Raw genomic sequence first — 21,738 nt, forward strand, 5'->3', positions numbered from 1 at the left:
CATTTACGAAGAGGACCCCCGTATGTCCTATCCGCTCGCTGCATCCGCCCCCGCCGCCGAAGCCCCACCCCACACCGGAGGCCTGCTCCTCCTCGTCGACGGTACGGCCGGTCTGCTGACGGTCGCCGCCCTCGGCATCGCCCTGCTCCTGTTCCTGATCATCAAGGCGCGTCTCCAGCCCTTCGTGGCGCTCCTCGCGGTCTCCATAGCCGTCGGTCTCATGGCCGGCCTCTCGGTCACCGAACTCTTCGGCACCGTCCAGCGAAGCGACGCCGTGTCGACCATCGAGTCCGGCATGGGCGGCATCCTCGGCCATGTCGCGATCATCATCGGCCTGGGCACGATGCTCGGCGCGATCCTCGAAGTGAGCGGCGGCGCGGAGGCGTTGGCGTCCCGGCTGTTGAACCTCTTCGGTGAGAAGAGGGCCCCCCTCGCCATGGGCCTCACGGGCCTCATCTTCGGCATCCCGGTCTTCTTCGACGTCGGCATCTTCGTCCTCGCGCCGATCGTGTACGCGGCCGCCAAGCGCTCGGGGAAGTCCATCCTCCTGTACTGCCTGCCGTTGCTGGCCGGTCTGTCGATGACGCACGCCTTCCTGCCCCCGCACCCGGGCCCGGTGGCGGCGGCCGGCCTGCTCCACGTGGACCTCGGCTGGGTCATCCTCATGGGCATCGTGTGCGGCATCCCGGCGGTGTGCGCGGCGTGGGCGTTCTCGGCGTGGATCGGCCGTCGGCTCTTCATCCCGGTCCCGCAGGACATGGTCGAGGCGGCGGCCGAGGCGAAGCTGGCGGTCATCAACGAGCAGCGGGCCTCGGGGGTCGAGCCGCAGGAGAAGCCGGTGCCGCTCGGCACGGTCCTCGGCATCATCGGCACACCGCTGGTACTGATCCTGGCGGCGACCTTCTCCTCCATCGCCCTGGACCCCTCCACCACCCGCTCGGTGATCGAGTTCTTCGGTCACCCCTTCGTCGCCCTGACGATCGCCCTGCTGCTCGCCTACTACCTGCTGGGCATCCGCCGCGGCTGGTCCCGCAAGTCCCTGGAAACGGTGTCGACTTCGTCCCTGAAGCCCGTCGGCAACATCCTCCTCGTCGTCGGCGCGGGCGGTGTCTTCGGCGCCGTCCTCAAGGCCAGCGGTGTCGCCCAGGCCCTCTCCGACACCTTCAACGACGTCGGCCTCCCCGTGATCGTCCTCTCCTACCTGATCTCGCTGGTCCTGCGCGTCGCCCAGGGCTCGGCAACGGTCGCCATCGTCACCACGGCCGGCATCGTCGCCCCCCTCCTCACCGAGGGCCACCACTCCCAGGCCTTCACCGCCCTCGTCATCATGGCCATCTCCGCAGGCTCGATCTTCGCCTCCCACGTCAACGACGGCGGCTTCTGGATCGTCGCCAAGTACTTCGGCATCAGCGAGCGGGACACGTTGAGGACGTGGACGGTCCTGGAGAGTGTGCTGTCGGTGGCGGGGTTTGTGGTGGCGGGGGTGTTGAGCGTGTTCGTCTAGCGGTGGTGGTGCCTTGGTGCACCTGCTGTCTCTTTGCCGGGTGGCGCGGAGACAGAGGCGGCTCTGCCTTGGGGGTGGGGCCGCCCGGTCTTCGCCTCCCGTGTCAACGACGGTGCCCGCGCGCAGAGCGCGTTGGTGGATGCCGTTGGATCATGGCCGAGTTCTTCGGCATCAGCGAGCCGGACACCTCCAAGGGCGCAGGCCCCGGCTGATCGGAGGGCCGCCCCGGCGGCAGGGCCACAGCGAGCGTGGACTTGCCCACCGGCTCTCGTGGTCTGGTGGCGCAAAGCTGGAGGCGGCCCTCGTTGCTGTGGGGGGCCGCCTGGAGGTGTCGTGGTGTCCGTCGGGGGCTGCCTCCCGGGTGGGAGAGCGGCCGCACACTGGTCGGCGCCGGTCCTCGTCCCGTGAGTGAATGGCGGAGCCCGCGCGCATCTTCGTGTAACGATGCGGGGGCTGGTTGCGCGGGACACAGGTTCGTCGACCATACTGCTCCGCTGTGGAGCAGCGCATAGGTTCAGGCAGCCAGCCCCTGGAAGGCGCCGGGTTCGACCCGGCCTTCATCCCCGGGCTCACGTCGCCCGCGTCGGTCAGGCCCGAGGGCGCGAAGGACGAGGACGTGGCCGAGGAGGCCGTCTCCGAGGAGACGGAATCCGAGGGGACCGAATCCGGGGAGACGGAGTCCGAGGAGGCCGCATCCGAGGAGACGGACGTCGAAGTCGCCGACGAGACCGAGGCGGATGACGCCGAGGCGGACGAGGACGACGAGGCGCCGGTCGACGGGCCCGTCTTCGAGGCCGCCGACCGCCGGGCCCGTATCGTCGTCGACCACAAGGGCGTACGGCTCTCCCTGGACGACCAGGAGTGCGAGTTCCGCTGGGACGAGATCGGCGCCGTCGAGACGGAGGCCCCGCGCTTCGGGAAGCGTTTCACCATCACGGTGCACACTCCTGACCGCCGCTGGTACCCGATCGAGATCGAGGCGACGGCCAGGAGCCGCTTCAAGGAGTGGGACGAGCAGTTGGACGCCGTCCTCGACGCCTACTTCGAGGACAGTGAGTCCTAACCCCTAACCCTCATCCCTAACTGCAGTACTGGGCTTCCTTACCGATGGACCGGTACATGCAGTCGGCGTTCTCCAGCAGCTGCAGCACCGCGTCCCTGTTCCGGGACGTCTCCCGCTCGATGACCTCGTCGGGCGGGTAGAAGCCGCCACCGCCACTGGACGACGGATACATCTCGAAGGTGTACGAGAAGATCTTCTGCGTACCCCACAGATAGTCGTCGATCGACCCGTCGGTGATGTACAGGTCACTGGACTGCTCGGGCGTGTATCCGTTGCTGGCGGCCATCTTCTGCCCGACGGTCTTGAAGGCGTTGTAGTCGTCCGCCGTCATGCCCGTGGTGGTGTCGGAGTACGTGTACCCGAACGGCCACAGCACCAGCTCGCTGTACGTGTGGAAGTCGATCCCGGCCCTGATCTGCTGCTTGCCGCCCACGACCCGGCTGCGCACGAAGTCGGCGACCACCTTCACCTCGGGCGCGGACTCCGCGGAAGCACCCCGGTAGGTCTCGGAGGACGTGGACCCCGAGGACCCGCCGCAGCAGCCCCACTTGAAGTTCCAGTTGCGGTTGAGGTCGGTCCCGACGTACGACGAACCGGAGTTGGGCTGCCGGTTCTTGCGCCACGAACGGTAGGACCCGGTGGCGATGTCGTACTCGCCGCCGTCGGGGTTGAGGTCCGGGACGATCCAGATCTCACGGTTGTTCACCATGCCGGTGACGCGGGAGTCACGGCCGTACCCCGCGCCCAGCTCGCGGATCAGGTACAGCGCCATCTCCACCGTCAGATGCTCACGGGCGTGCTGGTGATGGGTGAAGAGCACCTCGGGCTCGGACTCGTCCGTCGCCACATTGTCGCTGATCTTGATGGCGACGATGTCCCGGCCCTGGTACGACTTGCCGATCACCCGCTTGCTCATGATGCTCGGGTAGGCCGCGATCCGCTGGTCGATCTCCGCGGTCATCTCGGCGTAGTTGTGGTACTTCGAGTCGGCCGACGGGAAGTCGTAGAGCCGTATCTCGTCCTCGGCGGCGCGGTCCGGGGCGGAGCCCAACAGTGAGACGTCGTAGCCCCGTTGGCGCAGCTTGCGCATCTGGTCGGCCCGGCCGGAGACGACCACGGTCTCCTCGTCGGCCTCGTCCACCGTCACGCCGGCCGCGGCGATGGCGGTGCGGGTGACGGGGGTGTTGTGGTCGACGTGGATCTCGTACTGCCGGACGTCGTCGGCCGAAGGGGCCGTCTTGGCGGCGCTGTCGGCGTTCGCGGACAGGCCTTGGGAGATCGGCGCCGCGAGGGCGAGGGCGAGCAGGGTGGCGAGTGCGGCGGTCCGTCTGCCGCTGCGGGCGCCTGAGCCGCGAATGCGAAGTCGCATGAAGTCTCCTTGTGGGAGTGGGGGGTGGGGTTCAGTGCGACGTACGTGGTGCGGGTGTGGCGCTCATCGTGGGCCGGTGGCATGGACAGGTCAAGGGTGGACCGGCGATCGATGGCGTGAATCACTCGGAAATCGGCCGCGCAGTGTACGCGCGCGTACTGCGAGCGGAGCGGTCCCGTGCGAAGTCCACCCACGGGTGTGATCCCGATGTGCGGCCCGGCGCGGGGCCGGGGGAGGGTGAGGGTCCGCGCAAGGGGGAGCGGTGGGAGCGGCGGGAGTGGTGGGGAACGCCGCACCCTCCGGCTCCCCGGCTCTCCGGCCCGGCCCCGTCGGGCCACACCCGGCTTCGGACCACACCCGGAGGAACGGCTGATCATGGGCGGATCAGCGCCACGACGGGATCACCGGCTGCCGGTCGAGACGACCAGCTTCGTCGACCGGCGCGGCGAACTGGTCGCCGCCCGCGAGCTGTTGGCCAGAACCCGGCTCGTCACGCTGACCGGGCCCGGCGGCGTCGGCAAGACCCGCCTCGCCGCACGCATCGCGGCCGGCGTACGGCGCACCTTCCCGGACGGCGTGCGCTTCGTCCCCCTCTCCGGCCTCGACGACCCCGCCCTCGTCCCGCTCGCCGCCGCCGACGCGCTCGACCTGCACGACCATTCCGCGCGGCCGCCGTTGCAGGCGCTCGTGGAGCAGGTGAGGGACCGTCGGCTGCTCCTGCTCCTCGACAACTGCGAACATCTGCTGCCTGCCTGCGCCGAACTCGCCGCGGCCCTGCTGCACGGCACGACCGGCGTACGGATCCTCGCCACCAGCCGCCACCGCCTCGGCCTCACCGAGGAACACCTCCTGGAGGTACGCCCCCTGCCGGTTCCCGACCCCGACGGCGACCTCACCTCGCCCGAGGGCTACCCCGCCCTCGCCCTCTTCGCCGACCGGGCCGCCGCGGTGGTCCCCGGCTTCCGCCTGACCGCCGCGAACCGCGCCGCCGTCGCCCGCCTGTGCCGGCGCCTCGACGGCCTCCCCCTCGCCATCGAACTCGCCGCCGTCCGCATGCGCGTCCTCGACGTGGACCAGCTCCTCAACCGCCTCGACGACCGCTACCGCCTCCTCACCGGCGGCAGCCCCACCGCCCTGCCCCGCCACCAGACGCTGCGCGCGGCGGTCGACTGGAGCCACGAACTGTGCACCGAGAGGGAGCAGTTGGTGTGGGCGCGGTTGTCGGTGCTGGCGGGGAGCTTTGATCTGGAGACGGCGGAGGCGGTGTGTGCGGGGGAGGGGGCGGTGCGCGGGGGGCGTGGCGTGGGCGGGGAGGGGATGGCGGGGGCCGGGTGCGGGAGGGAGGGGGCGCTGGGCGCCGCGTACGAGGGGGAGGGGGAGGCGCATGGGGTGTTTGCCGTGGGCGGGGAGGGGGCGGCGGGGGCCGTGTGTGTGGGAGAGGGCTGTGGCGTGGGCGGAGGGTCGGCGGCGGCTGCCTGTCTGGGGGAGGGGGCGGTGCGCGGGGAGTGCGGCGTTCGTGGGGATGTGGCGGGTGGGGCTGCCTGGGGGAGGGGCAGCGCGGCTCGCGGGGCAGGTGGAGTGGCCGGGCAGAAGACGGCGGAAGCGGGCTGCGCGAGGGAGGGGGCGGTGTGTGCCAGGGGTGGGGCGGAGACGGCGGAAGTGATGTGCGTGGCGGAGAGCGTGGGGGGCGTCGGCGAAGAGGAGGTGGCGGGGACGCTGTGTGCGGGCGGGGGGTCGGCGGGCGGCGCAGGCGGAGAGGGAGAGGGGACCGCGGGGCTCGCTTCTCGGTCGGGCGGGGCGAGAGGCGAGTCGAGCCTCTCGGCCGAGCGAGTCGGGTGGTGGGCGGGCGAGGCCGGGGGGCTGGGGGCGGAGCCCCCAGTGGGGCCCAGGGGCGGAGCCCCTGGCGGGGTCGAAGGGGCAGCGCCCCTGGAGGACGGGACGGGTAGGGGCGGCGGGGGCGAGAAACACCCGGCGCCCACCACTCCCCACCTCCACCCGGACGACGTCCTCGACGCCATCACCGGCCTCGTGGACAAATCCGTACTGTCCCGAGAAGACGGCCCCGACGGCACCCGCTACCGCCTCCTCGACACCCTCCGCCACTACGGCCTGACCCACCTGCGCCGCCTCCCCGGCGAAGCGCCCGCGGCCCGCCGCCGCCAACGCGACTGGATGCTCCACCGCGCCGCCACCTGCGAAAACGCCTGGTTCGGCCCGGGCCAGCGCGAGATCGTCGCCCGCCTGCGCGCCGACCAGGACAACCTCCGCGCCGCCCTCGACTTCAGCCTCACCACCCCGGGCGAACGCCTCCAGGGACTGCGCCTCGCCGGCACCCTGTGGTTCTACTGGCACGCCTGCGGCGCGCCCCGCGAGGGCCGCCACTGGCTCGACCGCGCCCTGGCCGCCAACCCGGAGCCCACCCGCGAACGCACCCGTGGCCTGTGGATCGCCGGCCTCCTCGCCGCCGCCACCCACGACCTCACCGCGGGCCTCGCCCTGGCCCGCGACGCGCACGCCCTCGCCCGCGACCTGCACGACGAGGCCGAGGCGGCCCACGCCGCCTACGCCATCGGCGTCATCACCCTGTTCATGGACGACCTCCCGACCGCCCTCACCCACTTCGAGGCCAGCGTCGCCCGCGGCCCCGTCCCCGGCCAGCACCTCAGCCTGTACGGCCTCGACCAGGTAGAACTCGCCTGCGCCCTGGGCTTCCTGGGCGAGGCCGACCGCGCCGTCGAGGTCTGCGAAACGGCCCGGCGGATGTGCGAACGGCACGGCGAGGAGTGGGTGCACTCGTACGTCCTGCGGATGCTCGCCCTCGCCCACACCGTGCAGCGCGACTGGCGCCGGGCCGAGCACCACGCCCGTCAGGCCCTGCGTCTCAAACTCGCCGTCCACGACGTCATCGGCATCGCCCTCACCCTCGACCTCCTGGCCCGCATCGCCACGGAGACCGGTGCCCATGAACGCGCGGCCGTCCTCCTCGGCGCCGCCGACCGCACATGGTCCGGCATCGACCGCGACCGCTGGGGCTCGGCGGCCCTCAACTCGACCCGCCAGGACAGCGAGGCCCGCGCCCGCGAGTCCCTGGACCGCCCCGCCTTCCAACGGGCGTACGAACGCGGCACCGGACTCGGCCTCGCGGAGACCGTCGCCTACGCACTCACCGACGGCACCACGGGCACTACGGGCACGCGCAAGGCGAACGGCAGACCAGGCCTCCCGCACCCCACGGCCGGCGTCCGCCTCACCCGTCGCGAGACCGAGGTCGCCGAACTCGTCGCCCAGGGCCTCGCCAACCAGCAGATCGCCGACCGCCTGGTCATCGCCCGCCGCACCGCCGAGGGCCACGTCGAACGCATCCTCGGCAAGCTCGGCTTCAACAACCGCAGCCAGATCGCGGCCTGGGTCGTGGCTCAGCGGTGAGACATCCGACCGGCGTCCGACCCGCCGACCGCCCCGGACCACCCGACGACCAACTCCCAGGGAGACGCCCATGACACCCACGACCCCCGTGACCCCCACGACGCCCATGACCCCCTTCGACCACCGCATGACCGTCTTCACCACCGACGAAGAGTTCCTCGCCGCCGCCCTCCCCTTCCTCACCGAAGCCCTCGCGGCCCCCGGCGAACCCTCGCCCGTGGCCATCGCCGCCCCCGCCAACCTGGACCTCCTGCGCGACGCCCTCGGCGGCGACGCGAAGAGCGTCGGGCTCGTCCCGCACACCGAGTGGTACACCGGCTCCGCCGCCAACGCGATCGCTCAGGGCGCCGGTTACCTCGCCGCACACGCCGGCCCCGGCGGCCGTATCCACCTCCTCATGGAACCCGTCTGGGGCGGCCGGGCGGGACGCACCCCGCGGGAGACCGCCGAGTGGATCCGCTACGAGGCCCTCGCCAACCTCCTGTTCGCCCCGCTCGCGACGACGGCCCTATGCGCCTACGACACCCGCGTCGCGGGCCATGCCATCATCGCCGCCGCCCGCCGCGCCCACCCGGACACCGGCGTGTACGAGGACCCGGCCCGTCTCGCCGCCGAACTCGACGCCGTACCGCTGCCACCGCCTCCCGCCGACGCCGAGCGGCTCCCCGGACCGGCAGCGAGCGCCGACGTCGTACGGGGCTGGGCGGTCGCGCACGGACTGTCGGCCGCGGACGCCGAGTTGTTCGCCACGGCCGTCACCGAGGCGGCCGGCGCGCTCGGCCCGCTCGACGGGGCCCTGCTGTGGGGCGAGGCCCCGGCGTGCGTCTGCGAACTGCGCGCCGGGCGCCGCGTCGACGATCCGCTCGCGGGCTTCGTACCGCCTTTGAGTGCGGAACTGGAACCCGGGCAGGGGCTGTGGTTCGCCCGGCAGGTGTGCGCGTACGTCGATGTCCGGGACGAAGGGGAGGGGGCGGGCGTACGGCTGCAGTACGGGTAGCGGCGTGCCGGTGCAGGTATGGAATCAGGTATTTCTCCCCGTGCGGCCGTGTCCCCGGACTGCCACCCTGGACCCATGCTGCACCTCTCCGGGGCGCGCTTTTCTGAGTCCCCACCTCAGTACGGTTCGTATCCCCAGCCGCCCATGGGAGCCGGCCATCTGACCGTCGAGTACGACCCCCGTCCCTCCGCGGTCCGCGAGGCCCGTGCGGAGGTCCGCCGGCAGCTGGAGGAATGGGGGATCACGGACTTGGACGACGTGGCGGACGTGGCTGAGCTGCTGGTCAGCGAGCTTGCCACCAACGCCCTGCTGCACTCCGCGAGCCGCTTCAGACTGACCCTGTTCGCCGCGCACGGGATCCTGCGCTGCGAGGTGCGGGACGCCGGCCGTCGCGTTCCGAAGGTGCTGGAGGCGGGTGCCTCGGAGAGCGGGCGGGGGATGTTCCTGGTCGACGCTCTTGCCCGGCGCTGGGGGTGCCACCAGGACGGCGTGGGCAAGACGGTGTGGTTCGAGCTCGGTACGTGCGGGTCGGGCGACTGCTGCCGGCGGCAGTCGCAGGCCACCACCGGGGGGCCCGCCGAGCGGTCCCGGGCATGAGCACATCGAGTGGAGATGGCGCAGGCCCTCTTGTCCCCCCGCCGCCTTTGAGCTTTCTTGACCATCATGGCGGACACCACGGGAAACACAGCGGCATCACAGGTGGGCGAGACCGACTCCGGCCCCCGTAAGTCCAGTTGGCGGTACATCGGCCCCGGCATCGTCGTCGCCGCGACCGGCGTCGGCGCCGGCGACCTGGTCGCCACCCTCATCGCGGGCAGCAACTTCGGCTACACCCTGCTCTGGGCCGCGATCATCGGCTGTCTGGTCAAGATCTCCCTCGCCGAGGCGGCGGGGCGCTGGCATCTGTCGAGCGGGCGCACCCTCTTCGACGGCTGGGCGAGCCTCGGCCGCTGGACCACCTGGTTCTTCGTCGTCTACGCCGTGATCTGGGGCTTCGTCTACGGCGCGGCCGCGATGTCGTCGAGCGCGCTGCCGCTGCAGGCGCTGTTCCCGGACGTGATGGACCTTCAGTGGTGGGCCATCGCCTGCGGACTGGTCGGCCTGGTGTTCGTCTGGTTCAACAAGTACGAGGTCTTCGAGAAGGTCATGACGGTCCTGGTGGGCGTCATGTTCGTGGTGACGGTGTATCTGGCGATCCGCGTCACGCCCAACCTCCCGGACGCCTTCGCCGGTCTGCTGCCGGTCCTGCCCGACGAGAAGGACTCGATCCTCAACACCCTCGGTCTCATCGGCGGCGTCGGCGGCACCATCACGCTGGCCGCGTACGGCTACTGGGTCAACGCCAAGGGCTGGACGAACACCGGCTGGATGAAGGTCATGCGGCTCGACAACCGTGTCGCGTACGCCACGACCGGCATCTTCGTCATCTCCATGCTGTTCGTCGGTGCCGAGCTGCTGCACTCGGCGAACATCGCCATCGCGAGCGGCGACAAGGGCCTGATCCAGCTCGGCGACATCCTGGACGACCGGTACGGCACGGCGACGGCCAAGTTCTTCCTGATCGGCTTCTTCGCCACCTCCTTCACCTCCCTCATCGGCGTCTGGCACGGCGTCAGCCTGATGTTCGCGGACTTCGTGGCCCGCTACCGCACGCGCGGGGAACTGAAGGGCGAGGAGGTCGCCTCCGGCGCGCGCGAACGCTCCTGGCCGTTCCGCGCGTACCTGCTGTGGCTGACCTTCCCGCCCATCGTCCTGCTGTTCCAGGGCGAGCCCTTCCGCCTGATCATCATCTACGGCGTCCTGGGCGCGGCCTTCCTCCCCTTCCTCGCCGGCACCCTGATCTGGCTCCTCAACTCCTCACGCACGCCCAGGGAGTGGCGCAACGGGCCGGTGAGCAATGTGATGCTGGCGATCGCCGGGCTGCTGTTCCTGGTGCTGTGCGTGAAGCAGATCTGGGACCAGCCGTGGTCGGAGTTCTTCTAGAGAGGCGGCCTAGCGGAAGCGGTCCCACTTCGGGCTGAGGGCGATCTCCCGGAGCTGCTTCATGGTCAGGGCGGGCGTCTCGCGGGTCGGGGCTTCGTGCTGGGTGCCGGCGTTGAAGGCGCTGATGACGACACGGAAGCCCTCCGGACCCGGACGGAGCGTGTCGACGGTCCACATCACCGAGCCCTCGACGCCCTTGTCGCCGCCGCTCTCACGGGACATGACCTTCGTGCCGTCGGGGAGGGTCTCGGCGCCGTCCCCGAAGAGCTGGTCGACGGTCTCCTTGTCCCCCATACCGTGCTGCACGTCGATCTGCACGTAGCTCCTGCCCTTGCCGTCGTCGAGGACGAGATACGTGTAGTCGCTGCCCTTCTCGACGACCTCGACGTCCTTCGGGAGGAGAGGGACGAGCGTGGCCAGGACCGACTCCACGCCGGGCTCGACCTCGGTGCTCGGCGTGGCGGCGGCCGTCGGCTTCTTGGGATCCTCGGGAATCGAGTCGACGTACCCACGCCACACCCGGGCCGTCACCAGCTCCTTCAACTGTGCCGTCGACAGGGGCGGTTCGGGCCTGCTGACCGGCGCGTCCTTCTCGGCGGCGGCGTTCCACTCGCTGACGGAGATGTGCTGGCCGGCCGGGGTGACCAGGTCCGCCGACCACCACTTGGTGTCCACGCGCCGGTCGGGATACTCGTATCCCTGGAACAGCTTGAGCAGGGAACCGTCCGGCAGCCGGGTGGACAGGCAGCTGTCGTGCGGGATCAGCGTCTTGTCCGGGCAGTCGACCGTCTGCCGGGCCTGATCGCTGCCCGGCTCGACCTCGTTCAGGCTGACACCGATGGCGCCGGGGCCCTTGCCGTCGTCGTACACGAGGTGGACGTAGGGCGTCGGCATGTCGCCGTCGGCGCCCCGCGCCTCCTGCTCGCTGACCTTGCCCTCGGGGAGCAGCCCTTCGAGGGTCTCGATGAGTTCGCGGCTCGTCACGGGGGAGGGAGCGGGGGTGGTGGACGGCGTGCCGGACGGCTGACCGGCCACGCTGGAGTTCGACGGCAGCGGAGCGGGCGTGCCGCCCCACGGCACCAGCAGCGCCGCGCCGACGCCGACCAGCGCGATCCCGGCCGCGCCCCCTGCCACGGCGGCCCGCCGCCGCAGCGTCAAGCGCCGCCCTCGCGCCCGGCCGCCTGCCGCGAGCGCGGCCCGGTCGGTGTCGAAGTCGCCGCCGGTGTCGTGCAGGGCGTGACTGAGCCGCCCCGCGAAGTGCTCCTCGAAGTGCTCCTCGTCGTGTTCCACAGGCATGGCAAAACCACCGTTCGCAGGATTGGGGTCGTCGGAGAGGGGGCCGTGGGCCAGAGGCCGTGGGTCAGGGGGTCGCGTACTCGCCGAGGTCCTCGCCCAGCAGCTCGCGCAACCGCCCGAGCGCCCGGGTGCACCGCGTCCGCACCGCCGCGGAACTGGCGTTCAGCGCCTCGGCGGTGTCCTCGACGGACCGGTCCTCCCAGTACCGCAGGACGATCACGGCGCGGTCCTTGGCGGGCAGCCGGGCGAGCGCCTGAAGCAGGGTCAGGCGCAGCGACAGGTCGCCGTGGCCGCCGTCGGCCGCCGCCCGGTCGGGAAAGGTGTCCGTGGCCCGCTCGGTGCTGCTGCGCCGCCGCTGATGGGCGAGGAAGGTGCGGGTGAGGACCGTCTGCGCGTAACCGGCCGGGTTCTCCACCCGGGACACCCGCCCCCAGCGGACGTAGAGCCTGCCGAGGGCCTCCTGGACGAGATCCTCGGCGAGGTGGGTGTCCCCGGCGGTCAGCAGACAGGCCGACCGGTACAGATGACCGGCCCTGGCCAGCGCGAACTCCGCGTAGTCGTCCGCGCGGGCCTGTCTCATGTGTTCCCCCTGTGCTGTGCTGCGGCCGGCCGTCGGTGAGGTCCTCACCTCACTGATGCGGCGGGGTGGGGAGAATGTTTCACCACAGCACGCAAAAAGCTCACGACGAGCGCGAGGACCGAGGATCCGACGGATGACCGAGCAGCCACCACCCCCTCCCGTCCCGGGCTTCGGCCCACCCCCGCCGCAGTACGCGCCCGCGCAACCCGGGTATGCACCGGTCCCGTCCCAACAGGCTCCACCCGGCCCGGAGTTCCTCGCGGTCGACAAGCGCAACGCGGTCGTCGTCGACGGGTCCGGAGTCGTCTTCGAGATGTCCGGCCTCACGATCGAGTTCCGCTGGCCCGAGATCCGCAGCGTCCACTACAAGGCGAGCCCCGACGCCAAGGCCCTGATGGTCGCCGTCGTCCACATGGACGGCCGGTTCTACGAGTGCGGGGTGGAGGCCAGGCCCAGGCCGAGGCTGCAGGAGTGGTTCGCGCAGCTGGCCTGGGTGCTCGGCCATTACCGGCCGATGGGATGAGTGCGACGGCGCCTACGGCAGCGCGTGCACATGCGGCCCCACCGCGTTCGACCACGCGTTGCCCGCGGTCGCGTCCCAGTTGGTCGACCAGGTCATCGCGCCCCGCAGGTCGGGGTAGGTCCGCGAGGGCTTGAAGGAGCCGCACCCCGTGCCCTTGGTCAGGCAGTCGAGGGCGCTGTTCACCACGGTCGGCGACACGTACCCGCTGCCCGCGGCCCGGGTCGAGGCCGGCAGGCCCAGTCCGACCTGGGACGGGGCCAGGCCGCCCTCCAACTGGATGCAGGCCAGCGCGGTGAGGAAGTCCACCGAGCCCTGGCTGTAGACCTTGCCGTCGCAGCCGAGCATCGAACCGCTGTTGTAGTACTGCATGTTGACGACCGTGAGGATGTCCTTGATGTTCAGCGCGGTCTGGAAGTACGAGTTCGACGTCGACTGCATGTCGATGGTCTGCGGCGCCATGGTGATGACCAGCGAAGAGCCCGCCTTGGCCGACAGCGAGCGCAGCGCCTGCGTCATGTAGGTCGCGTTGAGGCCGTTCTCCAGGTCGATGTCGACGCCGTCGAAGCCGTACGTCTGCATCAGGGCGTACACGGAGTTCGCGAAGTTCGTCGCCGACGCCGCGTCGTTCACCGCGACCGTCCCGCGCTCACCGCCCACCGAGACGACGACCTTCTTGCCGGCGGCCTGCTTCGCCCTGATGTCGGCCTTGAACTGGTCGACGGTGTAGCCGCCCAGCCCGGCCGAGTCCAGCGTGAAGGTCACCGCGCCCGGCGTCGACGTGGCGTCCGCGAAGGCGACGGCGATGATGTCGTACTGGGACTGGACGTCGGCGAGCTTCTGGACCGTGGCGCCGTTGTTGAAGTTCTGCCAGTACCCGGTCACCGCGTGCTCGGGGAGGGCCGGGCCCGGGCCGGTCGGGGTGTTCGTCGTGCCCGTCACCGCCGCCGACTTCGGCGACTCACCGGCCGCGTTGGTCGCCGTGACCTGGAAGGAGTACGACGTCGAGGCGGCGAGGCCGGTCACGGTCGCCGAAGTGCCGGTCACCGCGGTCACCTTCGTGCCGTCGCGGTAGACGTTGTAGCCGGTCGCGCCCGCGACGGTGTTCCAGGACAGCGACACCGACGAGGACGTCGTGCCCGACACGGTCAGGCCGGCCGGCGCCCCGGGGACCGTGGGGGAGGGGTCGGTGCCCCCGCCGCCGTCGGGGCCGTACACCGACACGTCGTCCGCGTAGTACGCGGCCTGGCCGTACCAGCCGTGCGTGTACACCGACACGGAGGTCGTCGAGGCGCCGGTGGTGAAGGTGGTGGACAGCTGCTTCCAGGCCGCCGAGTCCGGCGTCCAGGTCGACACGTCGGTCGTGCCGGTGCCCGTCACGCCGAGGTAGGTGTAGCCGCCCTGGACCCAGGCGCTCAGCGTGTACGTGGAGTTCGGGCGGACGGCCACCGTCTGGGCGCACCGGGCGTTGTCCTGCCCGGCCGGCGTCGCCTTCAGGGCTGCCGTGCCGCTGTGCACCGGTGAGGAGACGGTCGTCCCGCTGTTCGCGGAACAGGTCCAGTTGCTCAGGCCGGACTCGAAGCCGGCGTTCCTTGCGTTGTTGACGTCGGCCGCGGACGCGTGGCCCGCGGGGAGGAAGGCGAGGGCGAGGGCTGCGGTGACCGCGCCCACCCGGAATCTGGCGCGTATGGACATGACAAGAGGCATGCCGAACAACTTGGTCCAGACCAATTCAGGTGTCAAGGGATTCCGGTGGTGGAGAAAATGTGTGCGCAACCTGCCCCGTTTTGGCGTGACTTGTGCGAGGGGAGTTGCTTCTCGGCTGGACAGAAGCTGTTCTTCGGCCATGGAGCCGTGGATACAGTGCTGAGATAGTCACGCAATGAAGTCATCGGGGAGCTGCGCGTGCCAACTGCCATTGCCGTGACCAGCGCCGACATGGCGCTGCCGGCGCAGGACGAGCGAACCGTGCCCGCCGTCGTGCTCCGGGACCTCGACCAGGAGCCGCTGGAGCGGTCGTTGGCGGTCGTGCAGACGCTCATCGAGCAGCACGGACATGTGATCGTCGTCTGCTCGCAGGCCGTCCCCCGCGGTGTGGAGCAGCGGCTGCGCACCGTACGGTCGCTGCTGGAGACCGACCGTATCGCCCTGTTCCGCCCGGAACTGCCCCCGCTGGGACTCGCCGTCCTCGCCCGCCAGTTGCGGCAGCTGGCCTCCTGCGACCTCAGCCCCGGCGTCCTCGCCTCCGCCGGGCGGCTGCTCACCCACTACATCCACGCCGGGGCCCTCCTCGGCTCCGTCGCCAGGCTGGACCGCATCCCCGTCGACCTCAGGTCGCACGCCAAGTCCTGGGTGCCCGGCAGCCAGTTCGCCGTCCTCGCCCACCCGGCCCCCCAGCTGGTCCGGATGGCCCCCGGAGTCACCCTGCCCGGCCCGGAGTTCGGCACGTCGATGCTGGTCGCCAAGGGGCAACTCCAGTCCGACTGGGTCACCGCCACCCTGACCCCGTCCTGGAGACCGCAGGGCCTGCGCGAGGCGGTGCTGCCCGCCGAGTCCGTCGCCTGGTGGGGGACGCCCAAGCTGATCGAGTTCTGCGCCTATCTCCCCGATCTGCCGGTGCTCTACCAGCTGGTCACCTCCGTACGGCAGAACTCCTGTCACTGGTGCGGCATCGACGTCATAGGCGACCGGTGCGTCTTCTGCTCCGCCACTCCGCCCGCCCACGAGCAACCGGCCCGCGCAGGCTGACCGGACCCGGCCGCAGAAGGCCGTCCCGACCCCACCCGACCGCTCCCGACCGAGTCCCCCAATGAGGTTGTACGGTTCATGAACTCCCGTCAGCGCCGCGGCGTGATACTCCTGCTCCTGTCGGTCGTCTGCGCCCTCGGCGCCTTCGCCGGCGTCCTGTCCGTCATCAGCGACGTGAAGTCCAAGGTCGGGCCCGAGGTCACCGCCTACCGGGTCAAGTCGAGCGTGGCCCCCTACACGCAGCTCAGCGCGAGCCAGTTCGAGAAGATCGAGATGCCCGAGCGGTGGCTGTCCGAGAACGCGGTCACCGACCTCCGGGAGATCCAGGGCAAGGTCGCCGTCACGACCCTGCGCGAGGGCTCCCTGCTGCAGAGCGACATGATCGTGAACCAGCCCGCCCTCAAGGCGGGCGAGCAGGAGATCGCCATCATGATCGACGCGGCGACGGGTGTCGCCGGCAAGATCACCGCGGACAGCACGGTCAACGTCTACGCCACCTTCGAGGGACAGCGCGACGGCGACCCCGACCAGTCCAAGCTCATCGTCGAGAACGCCAGGGTCATCGCCGTGGGCAAGCTGACCTCGCTGGAACCGGATGAAAACGACCGCAACCGGAAGCCCACCGACGCCGTCCCGATCACCTTCGCCCTGACCGCCCTCGACGCCCAGCGCATCACGTACGCCGAGTCGTTCGCCGACGAGGTCCGGCTCGCCCTGGTGGCCCCCGGCAGCGACTCCGACATCCCCGCGACGGACCGTACCTACGAACTCGCCAAGGACAAGTGAGAGGCCCCTATGCCCACGAGGATCCTCCCGGCCGTCGGCGACGCGGACGCGGTCCGTTCCCTCACGACGCTGCTCAGCCAGCTCCCCGACGCGGAGCCGGTGGCCCCGGTCACCGACTCCACCCAGCTCGTCGACACCCTCGCCCGCCTGGCCGCCGAGTCCATCGACGAACTGCCCGAGGTCGTCGTCGTCCACGAACGCATCGGCCCCGTCCCGGCCCTGGAGCTCATCCGCGAGGTCGCCCTGCGCTTCCCCGCGGTCGGCGTGATCCTCGTGACCTCCGACGCCGGCCCCGGCCTCTTCCAGGCCGCCATGGACTACGGGGCCCGGGGCCTGGTCGCCCTCCCCCTGCACTACGAGGAGCTGGCCAGCCGGGTCCACGCGGTGGCCCAGTGGTCGGTGGGTGTACGGCGGCATCTGGGCGCCGGCGGGGACGTGTTCAGCGGCGTCGGCGGCACCGTCGTCACGGTCAGCGGCGCCAAGGGCGGGGTGGGCACCACCCTCACGGCCATCCAGCTGGCCCTCGCCGCCCAGGCGTCCGGCCGGGACACCGCGCTGCTCGACATGGACCTCCAGACCGGGGACGTCGCCGCGTTCCTGGACATCCAGTTCCGCCGCTCGGTCGTCGACCTCGCGAACATCAACGACATCTCGCCGCGCGTGCTGGCGGACGCGGTGTTCCGGCACGACACGGGCGTCAGCCTGCTCCTCGCCCCCGGCGACGGCGAGCGCGGCGAGGAGGTCACCGACCGGGCCGCCCGCCACATCGTCAGCGCCCTGCGCTCGCGCTACGAGGTCGTCGTCATCGACTGCGGCGGCCAGCTGACCGGCGCGAGCGCGGCCGCCGTGGAGATGGCCGACACGGCGCTCCTCGTCACCACCCCGGACGTGGTCGCCGTCCGCGGCGCCAAACGCACCGTACGGATGTGGGACCGCCTCCAGATCCGCAAGGCCGAGGAGACCACGATCGTCGTCAACCGCCACTCGCGCGGTGCGGAGATCCAGCCCGCCCTCATCCAGAAGATCACCGGCACGGGGATCGCCGCCACCGCGGTCCCCGCCAACTACAAGGAACTCCAGGGCGCGGTCGACGCCGGCCGGGTGCACGAGCTGGACAGCAAGGGGACGGTCAGGCAGGCCCTGTGGGCGCTCGCCGGGGAGCTGGGGCTGGTCAAGGGCACGGAGGGGGCCGTCCAGCGCCGCAACGGAAGGGCTCGGGGCGGGGACCGGGCGGCGCTGACGTTCCGGCGGCGCAAGGAGCTGGGGCGGTGAGGGGGCGTCGGCGGGGGGACAAGGGGCAGGTCACGATCGAGTTCCTCGGGATGACGCCGCTGATCATCCTGACGCTGGTGCTGCTGTGGCAGTGCGTACTGGTGGGATACACCTTCTCGCTGGCGGGGAATGCCGCTGACGAGGCGGTGCGGGCGGGGACGGCGTCGGAGGAGGTGCAGGCGGCCTGCGAGGAAGCGGGGCTCCAGCACCTGCCGGACGCGTGGGAGGGAGGGGCCACCGTGGATTGCGGTGCGAACGGCGGTTATGTCACGGCCGACGTGTTCCTGGAGGTGCCCGTCCTCTTCCCCGGCTCCATCGGCTTCCCGTTCACGGTCGAGGGCCATGCGGGGGCCGTACAGGAGGAGAAGGGGGACTGAGATGTCGTACGGCGGGAAAGTCCGCGACCGCGGCCAGGTCGCCATCGAGTACCTCGGGTTCCTCCCGATCCTGATCCTCGTCGCCATGGCCGGCATCCAGCTCGGGCTCATCGCCTACGCCGCCCAGCAGGCGGGCACGGCGGCCAGGGCGGGGGCGCGGGCCGCCTCGCTGGACGAGAGCGCGCAGGACGGCTGTGCGAACGCGGTCAGCGACTGGCTTTCCGTCACCTGCATCCCCTCGGAAGGCGGGGACGAGGTCACCGTCACCGCCACCGTCGAGATCCCCTCGATCGTCCCCGGCTGGAACTTCGACCCCGCCCACAAGACCGCCACCATGCCGGTCGACCACTGAACGAGGATCCACATGAGCCTGAGGTCACGCATCAACACCCCAGAGGAGCACGGCAGCCGGGGCGAGGACGGTCACCTGGTCGCCTCGTACCGGGCCAAGCTCCTGGAGGAGATCGACCTCGCGGAGATGAGCTCGCTGGCGGCGGCCGAGCGCCGGGCCCGCCTGGAGCGGGTCCTGGGCCACATCATCAGCCGTGAGGGCCCGGTGCTGTCGACGGTCGAGCGCGCGCAGCTGATCCGCAGGGTCGTCGACGAGGCACTGGGCCTCGGCATCCTCGAACCCCTCCTGGAGGACGCGTCGATCACCGAGATCATGGTGAACGGCCCGGACGCGATCTTCGTAGAACGAGGGGGCCGCGTCGAGCAGTTGCCGCTCCGCTTCCCCTCCCACGACCAGCTGATGCAGACGATCGAGCGCATCGTGTCGACGGTGAACCGGCGGGTGGACGAGTCGAACCCGATGGTGGACGCCCGTCTGCCGTCCGGCGAGCGCGTGAACGTCATCATCCCGCCGCTGTCCCTGACCGGCGCGACGCTGACGATCCGCCGCTTCCCCCGCTCCTTCACCCTGCACGAGATGATCGGCCTCGGCTCGCTCGACGAGCCCATGGTGTATCTGCTGGCCGGGCTGGTGCAGGCCAAGTCCAACATCATCGTCTCGGGCGCGACGGGCACGGGAAAGACGACCCTGCTCAACGCGCTCTCGGGCCTGATCCCCGAGCACGAGCGCATCATCACCATCGAGGACTCGGCCGAACTGCAGCTCCAGCAGTCCCACGTCATCCGGCTGGAGTCCAGGCCCCCCAACGTCGAGGGCAAGGGCCAGGTCACCATCCGCGACCTGGTCCGCAACTCCCTCCGGATGCGCCCCGACCGGATCGTCGTCGGCGAGGTCCGCGGCGGCGAGTCCCTGGACATGCTCCAGGCGATGTCCACGGGCCACGACGGCTCCCTCGCCACCGTGCACGCCAACAGCACCGAGGACGCCCTGATGCGCCTGAAGACCCTGGCGTCCATGTCCGACGTCTCGGTCCCCTTCGAGGCGCTGCACGACCAGATCAACAGCGCCGTGGACGTGATCATCCAGCTGACCCGGTTCCCGGACGGCGCCCGCAGGATCACCGAGATCGCGATCCTGGACAGCCACGGGGCCGAGCCGTACCGCCTCGCGACGGTCGCGCGCTTCAACGCCCAGCCCATGACGCCGGACGGCCGCGTCCACGGAGCCTTCGCTTACTTCCCCCTCCCGCGCCGCACCGCCGACCGCCTCTACATGGCGAGCCAGCCGATACCGCAGGCCTTCGGCGTCGCCCAGTCCCCGCTCGAGCTCGCCACCCGAGAAGCCAGGTAGGAACCCGTTGCCATGGAACCCCATACCGTCGCTGTGGACCTGCAGACCGTCGCCATGGAGCTGCAGACCCGCATCACGCTCACGACCGGCGTCGTCCTGCTGACCTGCGCGCTGGCCGTGCTGGGCATCCACGCGTACGCCTCCGGAAGGGCCCAGCGCCAGGCCCTGGTCGACCGCCTGACGGCCGCCGGCCAGATCACCGGCGCCGGGGGCCGCCGACGCCGCTTCGCCGACCTGGACCGCCGTCTGCGCCGTACGAAACCGGGCAAGCGGCTGGAACTGCGCCTGGCGGCGACCGGCCTGGACGTGACCCCCGGCGAGTTCTTCGCCTACATGCTGGCGGCGGTGGCGGGCCTGTGGCTGGTCGGCCAGGCGACCCTCGCGCCCTTCTTCGGCCCGATCGCGGGCCTGCTGGGCGTGGGGGCGGCCGTCCAGTTCCTCAACTGGCAACGCCAGAAGCGCATCGAGAAGTTCATCAACCAACTCCCCGAACTCGCCCGCATCCTGGCCAACGCCGCCCACGCCGGCCTGGCACTCCGTACGGCGATCGGCCTGGCGGCGGAGGAACTGGAGGCCCCGGCGGGCGAGGAACTGGCCAAGGTCTCCCACCAGCTGGCACTGGGCGCCTCGATGGACGACGCGCTGGGCGATCTCGCCGAGCGTCTCCCGTCCCGCGAACTGGTCGTCCTGGTCACGACGCTGGTGCTGTCGAACCGAGCGGGCGGCCAGGTGGTGAGCGCGCTGCGGAACCTGACGGAGACGCTGGAGGAGCGCAAGGAGACGAGGCGCGAGGTCCGTACGCAACTCTCCCAGGTGAACATGACGTCGTACGCGGTCCCGGTGCTGGGCGTGGGGTCGCTGTTCCTGATGAACGGCGTGAAGGACGGAGCCCTGGACCGCATGACGGGTTCGCCGCTCGGTCAGGCGGCGGTGCTGATCGCGTTCGGCCTGTACGCGGTCGGCTTCATCCTCATCCGCCGTATGTCGCGGATCGACGTCTGAGGGCGCGGAAGGACGGAAGGGAGGAGACGGGACGATGGGACTCGGACAACTGGGCCTGCTCCTGGCGCTGGTGATGGGCCTGAGCGTGTGGGGGATCTTCGCGGCGATCCGCATGTACCGGGCGGACGCGAAACTGCCGAGCGACCTGGCGCTGGCCCTGGAGGTCGGCGCCACCCGCACCGGCGCGGTGGACTCGCTCGTCGACCGCCTGGGCATGCGCTACGCCCCCGCCGTGCTGCGCCTGATGGGCCCGAAGCTGGTGGCCAGGTACCGCCGCAAGATCGACCTCGCGGGCAACCCCGGCGGCCTGACCATCGACCGCTACGCGGCCAGGCGGGCGGTGTACGGATTCCTCGGCGCGGTCGGCTTCCTGGTCTTCCTGCTCCGGGGCCAGCTGCTGGTGGCGTTGCTGCTGCTGGCCTTCGGCGCCTTCTGGACGGAGGTGGGCATCTGGTCGGCGATCCGCATCCGCAAGGACGAGATCGAACGGACCCTGCCGGACTTCCTCGACGTGCTGGCGGTCGTGGTGAGCGCGGGTCTGGGCTTCCGCCAGGCGCTGGACCGGGTGGCGTCGAGATACGAGGGCCCGTGGGCCGACGAACTTCGCATCACGCTCCGCCAGATGGACCTGGGCATGAGCCGCCGCCAGGCCTTCGCCGAGCTGAGGCGGCGGAACGACTCGGAGCAGGTGGCGATGTTCGTGACGGCGCTCCAGCAGGGCGAGGAGCTCGGCGCGCCGATCGTCGACACCCTGGTGGCGCTGGCCAAGGACATGCGCCGCACCGACGCCCAGAACGCCCGCCGGAAGGCGGCCCGGGCGGTGCCCAAGGCCACGATGATGATCACGACGTTCATGGTGCCGGCGACGATGATCCTGCTGGGGGCGGGGCTGTTGCTGGGGTCGGGGACGGACTTCGGGTCGCTGACGGGGGAGTGACGGGGGAGTAGGGGGGAGGACTGTATGGCAGGCATGTCGCCGGCGGACGGCAGTGCGGCGTCCTCGAAACTCGCTCAAGCAAACACCAAACTCGCAACAGCTACAGGGAATTACCCGGAACACCTTTCGCAAGTGCAACCAGATGTGGGACAGTCGTCGTCGGACAGGTCACGGTT

Annotated in this window: 19 protein-coding genes; 15 read left to right on the forward strand and 4 right to left on the reverse strand. The window is 70.9% G+C overall.

The window, feature by feature from the left end; translation table 11 throughout:
- Window positions 1-22: 22 nt before the first annotated feature.
- On the forward strand, window positions 23-1,504 hold the full coding sequence (locus tag ACIBU0_RS09500) for a GntP family permease (RefSeq protein WP_398814214.1): 1,482 nt from the start codon (window positions 23-25) through the stop codon (window positions 1,502-1,504).
- Window positions 1,505-2,000: 496 nt separating this feature from the next.
- Window positions 2,001-2,567, forward strand: coding sequence for a hypothetical protein (locus tag ACIBU0_RS09505; RefSeq protein WP_398814217.1), 567 nt, complete (start codon window positions 2,001-2,003; stop codon window positions 2,565-2,567).
- Window positions 2,568-2,583: 16 nt separating this feature from the next.
- Here the strand turns inward: ACIBU0_RS09505 and ACIBU0_RS09510 are convergent, their stop codons facing one another.
- Window positions 2,584-3,936, reverse strand: a complete 1,353-nt coding sequence (locus ACIBU0_RS09510) for a M14 family metallopeptidase (protein WP_398814220.1) — start codon at window positions 3,934-3,936, stop codon at window positions 2,584-2,586.
- A 375-nt stretch (window positions 3,937-4,311) separates the two neighbouring features.
- Between ACIBU0_RS09510 and ACIBU0_RS09515 the strand changes: the two genes are divergently transcribed.
- The 4 genes from ACIBU0_RS09515 to ACIBU0_RS09530 all read left to right on the forward strand — a co-directional run bounded on the left by ACIBU0_RS09515 (window position 4,312) and on the right by ACIBU0_RS09530 (window position 10,342).
- Window positions 4,312-7,362: an ATP-binding protein gene (locus ACIBU0_RS09515; protein WP_398814222.1), complete on the forward strand. Its 3,051-nt coding sequence runs from the start codon at window positions 4,312-4,314 to the stop codon at window positions 7,360-7,362.
- A gap of 70 nt (window positions 7,363-7,432) precedes the next feature.
- Entirely contained in the window at window positions 7,433-8,359 is a 927-nt protein-coding gene (locus tag ACIBU0_RS09520; RefSeq protein WP_398814225.1) for an anti-sigma factor RsbA family regulatory protein, read from the forward strand.
- A 144-nt stretch (window positions 8,360-8,503) separates the two neighbouring features.
- Window positions 8,504-8,956, forward strand: a complete 453-nt coding sequence (locus ACIBU0_RS09525) for an ATP-binding protein (protein WP_398814227.1) — start codon at window positions 8,504-8,506, stop codon at window positions 8,954-8,956.
- Window positions 8,957-9,022: 66 nt separating this feature from the next.
- Window positions 9,023-10,342 carry an Nramp family divalent metal transporter gene (locus ACIBU0_RS09530; protein WP_398814230.1) on the forward strand — a complete coding sequence of 440 codons (1,320 nt, stop codon included), beginning with the start codon at window positions 9,023-9,025 and terminating at the stop codon, window positions 10,340-10,342.
- Between the two features lie 9 nt (window positions 10,343-10,351).
- On the opposite strand, the gene ACIBU0_RS09535 is transcribed toward ACIBU0_RS09530, so the two are convergent.
- Together ACIBU0_RS09535 and ACIBU0_RS09540 are read right to left on the reverse strand one after the other, a co-directional pair.
- Complete coding sequence (locus ACIBU0_RS09535) at window positions 10,352-11,638, reverse strand: hypothetical protein (RefSeq protein WP_398814233.1); 1,287 nt, start codon at window positions 11,636-11,638, stop codon at window positions 10,352-10,354.
- A 64-nt stretch (window positions 11,639-11,702) separates the two neighbouring features.
- Complete coding sequence (locus tag ACIBU0_RS09540; protein ID WP_398814235.1) at window positions 11,703-12,218, reverse strand: SigE family RNA polymerase sigma factor; 516 nt, start codon at window positions 12,216-12,218, stop codon at window positions 11,703-11,705.
- 133 nt (window positions 12,219-12,351) lie between these two features.
- Between ACIBU0_RS09540 and ACIBU0_RS09545 the strand changes: the two genes are divergently transcribed.
- Window positions 12,352-12,741 (forward strand): hypothetical protein, encoded by a 390-nt coding sequence (locus ACIBU0_RS09545; RefSeq protein WP_398814238.1) that lies wholly within the window; start codon window positions 12,352-12,354, stop codon window positions 12,739-12,741.
- A 12-nt stretch (window positions 12,742-12,753) separates the two neighbouring features.
- Here the strand turns inward: ACIBU0_RS09545 and ACIBU0_RS09550 are convergent, their stop codons facing one another.
- Window positions 12,754-14,433, reverse strand: a complete 1,680-nt coding sequence (locus ACIBU0_RS09550) for a chitinase (RefSeq protein ID WP_398814241.1) — start codon at window positions 14,431-14,433, stop codon at window positions 12,754-12,756.
- A 243-nt stretch (window positions 14,434-14,676) separates the two neighbouring features.
- On the opposite strand from ACIBU0_RS09550, the gene ACIBU0_RS09555 reads away from it, so the two are divergent.
- The 8 genes from ACIBU0_RS09555 to ACIBU0_RS09590 all read left to right on the forward strand — a co-directional run bounded on the left by ACIBU0_RS09555 (window position 14,677) and on the right by ACIBU0_RS09590 (window position 21,562).
- Window positions 14,677-15,486, forward strand: a complete 810-nt coding sequence (locus ACIBU0_RS09555) for a hypothetical protein (protein ID WP_398815522.1) — start codon at window positions 14,677-14,679, stop codon at window positions 15,484-15,486.
- A gap of 78 nt (window positions 15,487-15,564) precedes the next feature.
- The gene (gene cpaB / locus ACIBU0_RS09560) at window positions 15,565-16,272 is read left to right on the forward strand and encodes a Flp pilus assembly protein CpaB (RefSeq protein ID WP_398814244.1); all 708 of its coding nucleotides are present in this window, start codon (window positions 15,565-15,567) and stop codon (window positions 16,270-16,272) included.
- Window positions 16,273-16,281: 9 nt separating this feature from the next.
- Window positions 16,282-17,544 carry a CpaE family protein gene (locus ACIBU0_RS09565; RefSeq protein ID WP_398814246.1) on the forward strand — a complete coding sequence of 421 codons (1,263 nt, stop codon included), beginning with the start codon at window positions 16,282-16,284 and terminating at the stop codon, window positions 17,542-17,544.
- Window positions 17,545-17,594: 50 nt separating this feature from the next.
- Complete coding sequence (locus ACIBU0_RS09570) at window positions 17,595-17,921, forward strand: pilus assembly protein (protein WP_398815525.1); 327 nt, start codon at window positions 17,595-17,597, stop codon at window positions 17,919-17,921.
- Window position 17,922: 1 nt separating this feature from the next.
- Window positions 17,923-18,273 (forward strand): TadE/TadG family type IV pilus assembly protein, encoded by a 351-nt coding sequence (locus ACIBU0_RS09575; protein WP_398814249.1) that lies wholly within the window; start codon window positions 17,923-17,925, stop codon window positions 18,271-18,273.
- 12 nt (window positions 18,274-18,285) lie between these two features.
- Window positions 18,286-19,623, forward strand: coding sequence for a CpaF family protein (locus tag ACIBU0_RS09580; RefSeq protein WP_398814252.1), 1,338 nt, complete (start codon window positions 18,286-18,288; stop codon window positions 19,621-19,623).
- A gap of 54 nt (window positions 19,624-19,677) precedes the next feature.
- The gene (locus ACIBU0_RS09585) at window positions 19,678-20,625 is read left to right on the forward strand and encodes a type II secretion system F family protein (protein WP_398815528.1); all 948 of its coding nucleotides are present in this window, start codon (window positions 19,678-19,680) and stop codon (window positions 20,623-20,625) included.
- Between the two features lie 49 nt (window positions 20,626-20,674).
- Entirely contained in the window at window positions 20,675-21,562 is an 888-nt protein-coding gene (locus tag ACIBU0_RS09590) for a DUF5936 domain-containing protein (protein ID WP_398815531.1), read from the forward strand.
- Window positions 21,563-21,738 lie beyond the last annotated feature (176 nt).

This window comes from Streptomyces sp. NPDC049627 (assembly GCF_044465645.1).
Classification (GTDB): Bacteria; Actinomycetota; Actinomycetes; order Streptomycetales; family Streptomycetaceae; genus Streptomyces.